Here is a 9687-nt window from a genome sequence, read left to right as displayed (position 1 = left end):
TTTCGCAACACGCCCCAGGCCCGCCGGACCGGCCCCAAGAGGGGCTCCGGGAACGCGGAAACCGTCGGTTCGGGCGATCCCCCCGTGTCGCCCGAACCGACGGAAGACGTGCGGCCGCCCTCAAGACATCGGCGGACAACCGAACGTGACCTGAGTATATTGGCTGACAGCCAGCCAACGCAGGAGTTACAGCATGTCCCCCCGAAGCCCATCGGTCAATGAGGAATTGCGCCGCCGGTCCCAAGTCCGTCTGCTGGAGGCGACGGTCGAGCTGGTCGACGAGCGCGGCTACGAGGCGACCACCCTCGCCGACATCGCCGACCGGGCCGGGGCGGCCCGGGGTCTGGTCTCGTACTACTTCCCGGGCAAGCGGCAGCTGCTGCAGACGGCCGTCCACCGGCTGATGCACATGGAGCTGGCCCGGGGGCTGGAGCGGGAGCCGCGTCCGGAGGGCGAGGACGCCGGGCGGGAGCTGCTGGCCCGGGCGATCGACGCGATTCTGGGACTGGCCCGGGACCGGCCGCGGCTGATGCGCACACACATGGCGGGCATCCTCACGGCCGAGGGCTTCATCCAGTGCCCCGAGCAGCAGCGGCTGGCCGGTCTGCTGCGGGACACGATGGTGCGGTACGGCGCCGAGGACCCCGACGCCGACTACCGGCTGCTGCGCGCCCTGTTGATGGGCGCGGTGGTCGCGGTGCTGCTGCCGGGGGCGCCGATGCCGCCGGAGCGGCTGCGGGCGGAGCTGTTCCACCGCTACGGGCTGGACTGGGAGCTGGGGCTCCCGCCGGGCGAGGAACCGCCCGACGGGAGCCGGATGAGCACGGGGACTTAGAAGGTTCACCAACCTTCCGGGGCGGGCTTCAAGTCCCGCCCGTCCCGCGGCGCCTGGCACCCCCGCCCTGCGCGTTGTCGGCACCGTCCGGGCGACCCCCGCGACGAGCACGCCCTCCGCCTCGCGAGCACCCGCGCCAGACGGCGCGGCGCCCGCCCTCCGGGCGGAGGGCGCCGCGTTCTGGGCGGAGGGCGCCGCGTTCCCGATACGCCCGAGCGGGCGCTCAGCGGTATCCGAGCGGGCGCTCAGCGGTAGTCGGGCTGCGTCTGGACGTTGAGTTCGCCCAGCCGGACCGACGCGGCGCTGTCGGTGCGCCGGTCGTCGATCTTCAGGACGTCGAGGCCCTTGGCGATGTCGTTGGAGTAGATGTAGCCGTTGTAGTAGTACGCGGACCAGGAGCCGCCGCCGCCGAGCTTGTCGGCGGACAGCGGACCGCGCTCGAAGTAGCCGATCTCCTTGGGCCGGTCGGAGTCGGTGAAGTCCCAGATGGAGACGCCGCCCTGGTACCACGCCTGGACCAGGATGTCGCGGCCCTTGGCCGGGATCAGCGAGGCGTTGTGGGCGACACAGTTCTCGGTGTCGGCCTGGTAGCGCGGGATCTTGTAGTAGCTCCGGAAGACCAGCTTGCGCTTGTCGCCCTTGCCGACGATGTCGTAGATGCCGTCGGCGCCGTGGTGCGGGCCCACCTCGGCGTTGCAGGTCGCGGCACCGCCGCCGCCCAGCTCATCGGTGAACACCACCTTGGTGCCGCGCTCGTTGAAGGTGGCCGAGTGCCAGAAGTTGAAGTTGGCGTTGTCCTGGACCCGGTCGATGACCCTCGGCTTCGCCGGATCGGCGATGTCCAGCAGGATGCCGTCGCCCATGCACGCGCCCGCCGCCAGCTTCAGCGCGGGGAAGGTGGTGAGGTCATGGCAGCCGGTGGTCTCGATGACACCCGGATTGGCGGGGGGACCGGGGTTGCCGCCGTCCGGGAAGAGGACGGGGAAGTCGATGACCGCCGCCTTCTCGGGCGCCTTGCGGGGCACCTTGATGACGGATATGCCGTCGTGCGGGGGCTGGCAGTCCGGGAAGGTGTCGCTGGGCGCGTAGGAGGAGACGTAGATGTAGACGTCCTTGCGCTCGGGCACCAGGGTGTGGGTGTGCGAACCGCAGGCGGTCTCGACCGCGGCGACGTACACGGGGTTCCGCTTGTCGCTGATGTCGAAGACCTTCATGCCCTCCCAGGAGGACTTCTCGGTCGCCGGCTGGGTGGTGCTGTTGCAGGAGTTGTCGCTGCGCGAGGAGTCGGTGGAGAGGAAGAGCAGATCTCCGGACACCGATACGTCGTTCTGCGCACCGGGGCAGAGCACCTGGCTCACGATCTTCGGCTTGCTGGGCCGGCTGATGTCGTAGATGACGAAGCCGTCGTAGTTGCCCGCGAAGGCGTAACGGCCCTGGAACGCCAGGTCGGAGTTGGTGCCCTTGATGTCCTGCTTGGGGATGTTGGCGAGGTGGCTGACGTTGTCGCTGTGGACGATCTCGTCCACGCCGGGGATGTCGCCGTTCTCGATGGCCTCCCTGACCTGCGACTGCTGCCCCTGCGTCACCCGTTCCCGGTGCGGGGTGTCACCGGGGTCGGGGGTCGCGGCCGCCGGGCCCGCGGCCAGCAAGGTGGCCACCAGCCCGAAGGCGGCCACGGCCGCGCCGAGGTATCCGCGCCGCTGCGGGGGTCTTTCCCACGGCTTCACTGCGTCCTCCCTTTGTCACCGTCTCCGTCCGGGGCCGGACGGTCGACGGTCCGGGGGCAGTATCGCTCTATCCATGTACACCTCAATAGGCGGCAACATGTTCGTCACGAGATTTTCCCAACGCGCCGGCGTCGGGAGCGCCGCTGACGTGCTAAGACGGTCTGCGGATCCCAAGCGCCCCAGGAGGCAACGGTGTTGCACCGCCGTACGACGCTCCGCACCGCATCACTCGCCGCCGCGGCGGCCACCGCCGCCCTGTCACTCGTCCTGACCGGCTGTGACGGGGACAGCGGCAGGGCCGACGCGGGCAAGGACCGGGACGGAAAGCCCGCCGTGATCGCGCCGGGCAGGCCCGGCGAGGCGGCACGGACCCTGTCCGCCGACGAGGCGGCGAAGGGCGGCGACGACGACTCCCCCAACACGGCCGACCGCTCCTACATCAGCATGATGATCGAGCACCACCGGCAGGCCCTGGTGATGACCGGCCTCGCCCCCGACCGGGCCGGGTCGGCGAAGGTCAAGCGGCTCGCCGAGCGCATCACGTCCGGGCAGCGGCCGGAGATCGAGGCGATGCGCGGCTGGCAGAAGGCATACGGCGGCGAGGCGAAGGGCACGGGCGGGCACGAGGGCCACACCGCGACGATGCCGGGGATGGCCACCGCCGCCCAGCTCGAGCGGCTGCGCGCCGCCAGGGGCGCCGACTTCGACGCGCTCTTCCTCAAGCTGATGATCGCCCACCATCGGGGCGCGGTCGCCATGGCCACGGATGTGCTCGCGCAGGGCAACAACGTCCGGGTGGAGGAGATGGCCAACGACGTGATCGCACAGCAGAGCAGCGAGATCCGGCGGATGCGGCAACTGGTGTGACGACCCGCGTGACCGTCACACGAAGCCGGTCGGCCGGGACGGTCACGTGGAGCCGGTCGGGCCCTGCCGGGCCGTGACGCGAACGCGGACGCGGACACGGACGGGTCGGACCGGGACCTGATCGCGCGGGTTCGCCGCGCGGACGCGTCGAGCGGGGCGCGCGAACGGATCTGGTCACGTGGAGCCGGTCGGGACCGTCGCGCGGAGCCCGTCGGACCGGGACCATCGCGCGGGCCCATCACGCGGACGCGTCGAGCCGGGCGCGCGAACGGACCTGCTCGCGCGGGACCGTCACGCGGACGCGTCGGACCGAGACCATCGCACGGGACCGCCCCGCGGGTGCGTCGCGTCGGGCTCGCGGCGCGGTCGCGGGACCGTGGACCGGCGGCCGGGCGCCGTCACCCGTGCCGGTCACCGGACGCGCGGCGCCGGACGGGGCGCCCCGCCGGGTGGGATGCTGGAGACATCCTGCGGAAGGAGCTCTCCGTGCTGCGCGTCGCGGTCGTCGGATCCGGGCCGAGCGGGGTGTACGCCGCCCAGGCGCTCGTCCAGCAAGAAGCTGTTCCCGATGTGTCGGTACACGTACTGGACCGGTTGCCCTGTCCGTACGGGCTGGTGCGCTACGGCGTCGCACCCGACCACGAGAAGATCAAGTCGTTGCAGCACACGCTGCGCGCGGTCCTGGAGCACCCGCGGGTCGGCTTTCTCGGCCATGTGCACGTGGGCCCGCCCCCGCTGGTGCCCGAGCGGCTGCTGGAGCTCTACCACGCGGTGGTCTACTGCGTGGGGGCGGCGACCGACCGGCGGCTCGGCGTGCCGGGCGAGGAGCTGCCGGGCAGCTACTCCGCGACCGAGTTCGTCTCCTGGTACAGCGCCCATCCCGACGCGCCCGGCGACGCCTTCGCGCTCGGGGCGGACTCCGCCGTCGTCATCGGGGTCGGCAACGTGGCGGTGGACGTCGCACGCGTGCTGGCCCGTGGGGCGGAGGAGCTGCGGCCCACCGATGTGCCGCACGCCGCTCTCGGGGCGCTGTCCGAGAGCCGGGTCACGGACATCCACATGGTCGGCAGGCGGGGCCCGTCACAGGCGAAGTTCACCACCAAGGAGCTGCGCGAGCTGGGGGCGCTGACCGGCGCCGATGTGCTGGTGCGCCCCGAGGAGCTGGCACTCGACCCGGCGTACGGCGACCCGTCGGGGCTGCCGGCGGTCAACCGGCGCAACGTCGAGGTGCTGCGCGACTGGGCGCGGCGTTCGCCCGCGGGCCGGCCGCGCCGGATCCATCTGCGGTTCTTCCTGCGGCCCGTGGCGCTCCTGGGCGAGGACGCGGTGCGCGCGGTGCGCTTCGAGCGGACCGCCCCGGACGGGCGCGGCGGGGTCGCGGGCACCGGGGTCTTCGAGGAGATCGAGGCACCGCTGGTGCTGCGGTCGGTGGGCTACCGGGGCGTACCGCTGCCGGGGCTGCCGTTCGACGAGGAGCGCGGCACGGTCCCCAACGCGGCGGGGCGGGTGCTGCGCGGCGGCGCGCCCTCGCCCGGGGAGTACGTGGCGGGGTGGATCAAGCGCGGGCCGACCGGGGTGATCGGCACCAACCGGCCGTGCGCGAAGGAGACGGTGGCCTCGCTGCTGTCGGACGCGGAGGCGCTCGCCGCCCGCCCGGTGGCGGCAGATCCGCTGCGGGCGCTGCGCGAGGCGGGGGTGGAGCCGGTGGAGTGGACCGGCTGGCTGCGGATCGAGGCGGCCGAGGAGGAGCTCGGGGAGGCGCTGGGGCGTACGAAGGTGAAGATCCCGGACTGGACGGGGCTGCTGGGCGCGGCGCGCGAACAGCGGTGAACGGACCGGTCCGCGCGGTCCCGAGGGGTTGACACACGGCGACAACAGTCCTGCGATCAACAGATCGTTCAAGCCTGCTACCTGCTACGGTCACGTCACCTTGGTCCGTCGCCCGTCCCGTCGCTGTCGCGAGGCGCCGCCATGACGTCCGTACGCCAGTACGCCATCCCGTGGACGAGACGCCGCCGCCCGGGCGGCTCGCCGCCTTCGGACTCCGGCACGCGCTGGCCATGCACCCGGCCGCGGTGGCCGTACGTACCGCTGATCGTCGGCGGGGCGAGGAAGCTGCCGCCCGCGCGGCCTCAACCACCTGCCGGGCGGGCGGACCCCGGCTCCGGCCGGGCGGACTTTCCGTCCCGGCCGGAGCCGAGGCGGCCCTCCTGGAGGGCCGCGGCGGCCAGGACGCTGTCGAGCAGACCGGGGAACATCGCGTCCAGGTCCGCGCGGCGCAGCGCGTTCATCTTGGCGGTGCCCCGGTAGATCTGGTGGATCACCCCGCATTCGCGCAGCACCCGGAAGTGGTGGGTGGTGGTGGACTTGCTGACCGGCAGGTCGAAGACCGAACAGGACAGCTCGCCGGGCCGCTCGGCGAGCGTCCGCACCACCCGCATCCGCATGGGGTCGGCGAGCGCGTGCAGCACGTCCTCCAGGCGGATCGCCTCGCGCCGCGGATGCTCCAGCGAGCGCCCGGTCGCCTGGGGCGCGGTCGGCGTGGTCTGCGTCTGCACGGCTGCTCCTCATCGCCTCGGTCCGGGACTCCAGTGTAGTTTGACGATCGCCGTACTACGGACGCGCGGAGCGAGTTCGGCGACCGCCCGGCCTAACGGACGGCGCGGTGGTACTGGTCCGGGGTGTGCACCTCACCGCCCAGTTCGGCCGCGGCGCGGCGGGCGAAGTAGGGGTCCCGGAGCAGCTCGCGGCCGAGGAGCACGGCGTCCGCCTCACCGTTGGTGATGATCTTCTCGGCCTGCTCCGGCTCGGTGATGAGCCCGACCGCGGCCACCGGCAGCCCGGTCTCCCGGCGCACCCGCGCGGCGAACGGCACCTGGTAGCCGGGCCCCAGGGGAATGCGCACATGGGGGGCGTTGCCGCCGCTGGAGACGTCGAGAAGGTCGACTCCTTGCTCCTTCAGCAGGGCGGCGAGCCGGACGGTGTCGTCCGGGGTCCAGCCGTTCTCCTCCAGCCAGTCGGTGGCCGAGACGCGGAAGAACAGCGGCAGTTCCTCCGGCCAGACCGCGCGGACCGCGTCGACGACCTCCAGGGCGAAGCGGACGCGGTTGTCGAAGGAGCCGCCGTAGCCGTCGGTGCGGTGGTTGCTGTGCGGGGAGAGGAACTCGCCGATGAGGTAGCCGTGGGCGCCGTGGATCTCGGCCACCTCGAAACCGGCCGCGAGCGCGCGCCGCGCGGCGTCCGCGAACTGGCGGGTGATCTCGCCGATCCGCGCCTCGGACAGCTCGTCCGGCACCGGGTGGCCCTCGGCGAACGGCAGCGGGCTCGGCCCGAGCGGCTGCCAGCCCCGCTCCTCGGGGCCGAGCGGCGCGCCGCCCCTCCAGGGAGCGTCGGTGGACGCCTTACGGCCGGCATGGGCGAGCTGGATACCGGGGACGGTGCCCTGTGCCTTGAGGAAGCCGACGATCTTACGGAACGCCTCGACCTGGGTGTCGTTCCAGATGCCGAGGTCTCCGGGGCTGATGCGGCCCTCGGGGGAGACGGCCGTCGCCTCGACCAGGATCAGTCCGGTACCGCCGGCGGCGCGGGCGCCGTAGTGGACGAAGTGCCAGTCGTGCGGGACCCCGGCGGCCCCGTCCGGATCCGCGCTGTACTGGCACATGGGCGCCATCCAGAGGCGGTTGGGGATGGTCAGCGACCGCAGGGTGACGGGCTCGAAGAGGGCACTCATGAACGTCTCCGTTTCTCCTCGCGCGGCCCGGTCGGACCGGCACCTTTGTACGATACCCATCGTAGTACGACGACCGTCAAATTATGTGTCGGCTGTATGTCACGAGCCCCTCCCGGCCGTCACGGGTCCCTCCTGCCCGTCACGGGCCCCTCCCGGCCGTCGCGAGCCCCTCCCGGCCGTCACGGGCCCTCCCCACCGCAGGCCCCTCCCGGCCGTCACGGACCCCTCCCCGTCACGGGTCCCTCCCGGCCCCGCCGGGGTCTTCCGGGCCGTTGTCGGTGGCGGGGTGCAAACTCTGAGATGACGGACACATCCCGTCTCGTGCGCCGATCCGTTCGCGGACCCGTGCGCCGGTCCCCCTCTGTCCCTCCACCGCCCTTCCACCGCCTCTCCAGCGCCCTTCCAGCGCCCCTCTCGTCCTTCAAGGAGTGAGCCGTCATGGACGACGTCCTGCTCGCCGTAGGCACCCGCAAAGGTCTCTTCCTCGGCCGCTCCGGCGGCCGAGGGGGCTGGGACTTCACCGGCCCCCACTTCCCCATGCAGGCGGTCTACTCCGTCGGCATCGACACCCGGGGCGACCGCCCCCGGCTGCTGGCCGGCGCGGACAGCTCGCACTGGGGCCCCTCGGTCTTCCGCTCCGACGACTTCGGGAGCAGCTGGCATGAGCCGGCCAAGCCCGCGGTGAAGTTCCCCGAGGGCACCGGCGCCTCCCTGGAGCGGGTGTGGCAGCTCCAGCCGGCCGGGCCCGGCGCACCGGGGGTGGTCTACGCGGGCACCCAGCCCGGCGCGCTGTTCCGCTCCGAGGACGGCGGGGAGACCTTCACGCTCGTCCGCGGCCTGTGGGACCACCCGCAGCGGCCCCGGTGGGGCGCCGGATTCGGCGGACAGGCGGTGCACACGGTCGTCACCGATCCGAGGGACCCGCGGGCACTGCTGGTGGCCGTGTCCTCCGGCGGGGTGTACCGCTCCGCGGACGGCGGGGAGAGCTGGGCACCGTCCAACGACGGGCTCAAGGCGGATTTCCTGCCGGACCGCTATCCGCCGTTCGGGCAGTGCGTCCACAAGATCGCCCGGGACCCGGTCGACCTCGACCGGCTCTATCTGCAGAATCACGGCGGGGTCTACCGCAGCGACGACGGCGGGGCGCAGTGGACCGAGATCGGCAAGGACCTCCCGGCGGACTTCGGCTTCGCGGTCACCGTCCATCCGCGCCGCGCCGGCGTCGCGTACGTCTTCCCGGTCAACGACGGCTCCGACCGCTATCCCCCGGACTACCGCTGCCGGGTCTTCCGCACCGAGGACGCGGGCGCCACCTGGGAGGAGCGGTCCACCGGGCTGCCCGGCGAGCCCCACTACGGGGTGGTGCTGAGGGACGCGCTGCGCACCGACGACGCCGATCCGGCCGGGGTCTACTTCGGCAATCGCAACGGCGAGGTGTACGCGAGCGCGGACGAGGGCGAGAGCTGGCGGCAGATCGCCCGTCACCTCCCCGACGTGCTGTGCGTCCGGGCCACCGTGATCGGCTGAGCCGAACGGCCGTGACCGGCCGCGCCGGACCGCCGTCATCGCCCGCGCCCGCGGGGCGCCCGGTGCGGGCGGCGAGCCCGGGCGGCGAGCCGTCGGACGGCACCACGAGCCCGCCGACCCGCGGACCGCCGTGCCCGGCCGCGGGTCGGCCACGGCCGGCCGGGCGGGACCGCCTGACCGGCCAACCGCCTGAGCCTGACCGCCTGACCGGCCAACCGCCTGACCGGCCGACCCGAACGGCCGACCCGACCGGTCGTGACCGGCCGAGAGTGATCGCGGGGTGGCACACGGCCACCCGCTGAGCCACTAGAGTGACGCGGTGTGGCAGCACGACCCTTGAATGAGATTGTGGAAGCGGGCTGGGCCAAGGCACTTGAGCCCGTCGAGGAACGCATCGCGGCGATGGGCGACTTCCTGCGGGCCGAAATCGCGGCCGGCCGCACCTATCTGCCCGCCGGGCAGAATGTGCTGCGCGCCTTCCAGCAGCCCTTCGACGAGGTGAAGGTGCTGATCGTCGGTCAGGACCCCTACCCCACCCCGGGGCACGCCGTAGGGCTCAGCTTCTCGGTGGCGCCCGAGGTCCGGCCGCTGCCCGGCAGCCTGGAGAACATCTACCGCGAACTGCACACCGACCTCGGCCTGCCCCGCCCGTCCAACGGCGATCTGACGCCGTGGACCCGGCAGGGCGTCCTGCTGCTCAACAAGGCGCTCACCACGGCCCCGCGCCAGCCCGCCGCCCACCGCGGCAAGGGCTGGGAGGAGGTCACCGAGCAGGCCATCCGGGCGCTGGCCGGACGCGGCCGCCCCCTGGTGTCCATCCTGTGGGGCCGCGACGCCCGTAACGTACGGCCGCTGCTGGGCAGCCTCCCGGCGATCGAGTCCGCGCACCCCTCCCCCATGTCGGCGGACCGGGGATTCTTCGGCTCGCGTCCGTTCAGCCGCGCCAACGACCTGCTCGTACAGCAGGGGGCGCAACCCGTGGACTGGCGTCTTCCCTGACC

The 9687-nt window shown here is 72.8% G+C and carries 8 protein-coding genes; 5 read left to right on the top strand and 3 right to left on the bottom strand.

Annotated elements, in window-relative coordinates:
- The first annotated feature begins 193 nt into the window (after window positions 1–193).
- Complete coding sequence (locus tag AXW62_RS21950) at window positions 194–835, top strand: TetR/AcrR family transcriptional regulator (RefSeq protein ID WP_060946040.1); 642 nt, start codon at window positions 194–196, stop codon at window positions 833–835.
- A gap of 245 nt (window positions 836–1080) precedes the next feature.
- On the opposite strand, the gene AXW62_RS21945 is transcribed toward AXW62_RS21950, so the two are convergent.
- On the bottom strand, window positions 1081–2562 hold the full coding sequence (locus AXW62_RS21945; protein WP_060946039.1) for an LVIVD repeat-containing protein: 1482 nt from the start codon (window positions 2560–2562) through the stop codon (window positions 1081–1083).
- Window positions 2563–2754: 192 nt separating this feature from the next.
- On the opposite strand from AXW62_RS21945, the gene AXW62_RS21940 reads away from it, so the two are divergent.
- Both AXW62_RS21940 and AXW62_RS21935 read left to right on the top strand, forming a co-directional pair.
- Window positions 2755–3429 (top strand): DUF305 domain-containing protein, encoded by a 675-nt coding sequence (locus AXW62_RS21940; RefSeq protein WP_060946038.1) that lies wholly within the window; start codon window positions 2755–2757, stop codon window positions 3427–3429.
- Window positions 3430–3915: 486 nt separating this feature from the next.
- Window positions 3916–5259, top strand: a complete 1344-nt coding sequence (locus tag AXW62_RS21935) for an FAD-dependent oxidoreductase (RefSeq protein ID WP_060946037.1) — start codon at window positions 3916–3918, stop codon at window positions 5257–5259.
- 302 nt (window positions 5260–5561) lie between these two features.
- Here the strand turns inward: AXW62_RS21935 and AXW62_RS21930 are convergent, their stop codons facing one another.
- On the bottom strand, window positions 5562–5987 hold the full coding sequence (locus AXW62_RS21930) for an ArsR/SmtB family transcription factor (protein ID WP_060946036.1): 426 nt from the start codon (window positions 5985–5987) through the stop codon (window positions 5562–5564).
- A 92-nt stretch (window positions 5988–6079) separates the two neighbouring features.
- A complete protein-coding gene (locus tag AXW62_RS21925) occupies window positions 6080–7159 on the bottom strand; it encodes an NADH:flavin oxidoreductase/NADH oxidase (RefSeq protein WP_060946035.1) in 1080 nt (359 codons plus the stop codon).
- 438 nt (window positions 7160–7597) lie between these two features.
- On the opposite strand from AXW62_RS21925, the gene AXW62_RS21920 reads away from it, so the two are divergent.
- Complete coding sequence (locus AXW62_RS21920) at window positions 7598–8686, top strand: WD40/YVTN/BNR-like repeat-containing protein (RefSeq protein WP_060946034.1); 1089 nt, start codon at window positions 7598–7600, stop codon at window positions 8684–8686.
- Between the two features lie 321 nt (window positions 8687–9007).
- A complete protein-coding gene (locus tag AXW62_RS21915; RefSeq protein ID WP_060946033.1) occupies window positions 9008–9685 on the top strand; it encodes a uracil-DNA glycosylase in 678 nt (225 codons plus the stop codon).
- The last annotated feature ends 2 nt before the right edge of the window (window positions 9686–9687 follow it).

The sequence above is a fragment of the Streptomyces hygroscopicus subsp. hygroscopicus genome, from assembly GCF_001553455.1.
Taxonomy (GTDB): domain Bacteria; phylum Actinomycetota; class Actinomycetes; order Streptomycetales; family Streptomycetaceae; genus Streptomyces; species Streptomyces hygroscopicus.
The sequence above is the reverse complement of the archived record's forward strand: the minus strand, read 5'-3'. Positions and strand labels throughout refer to the sequence as shown.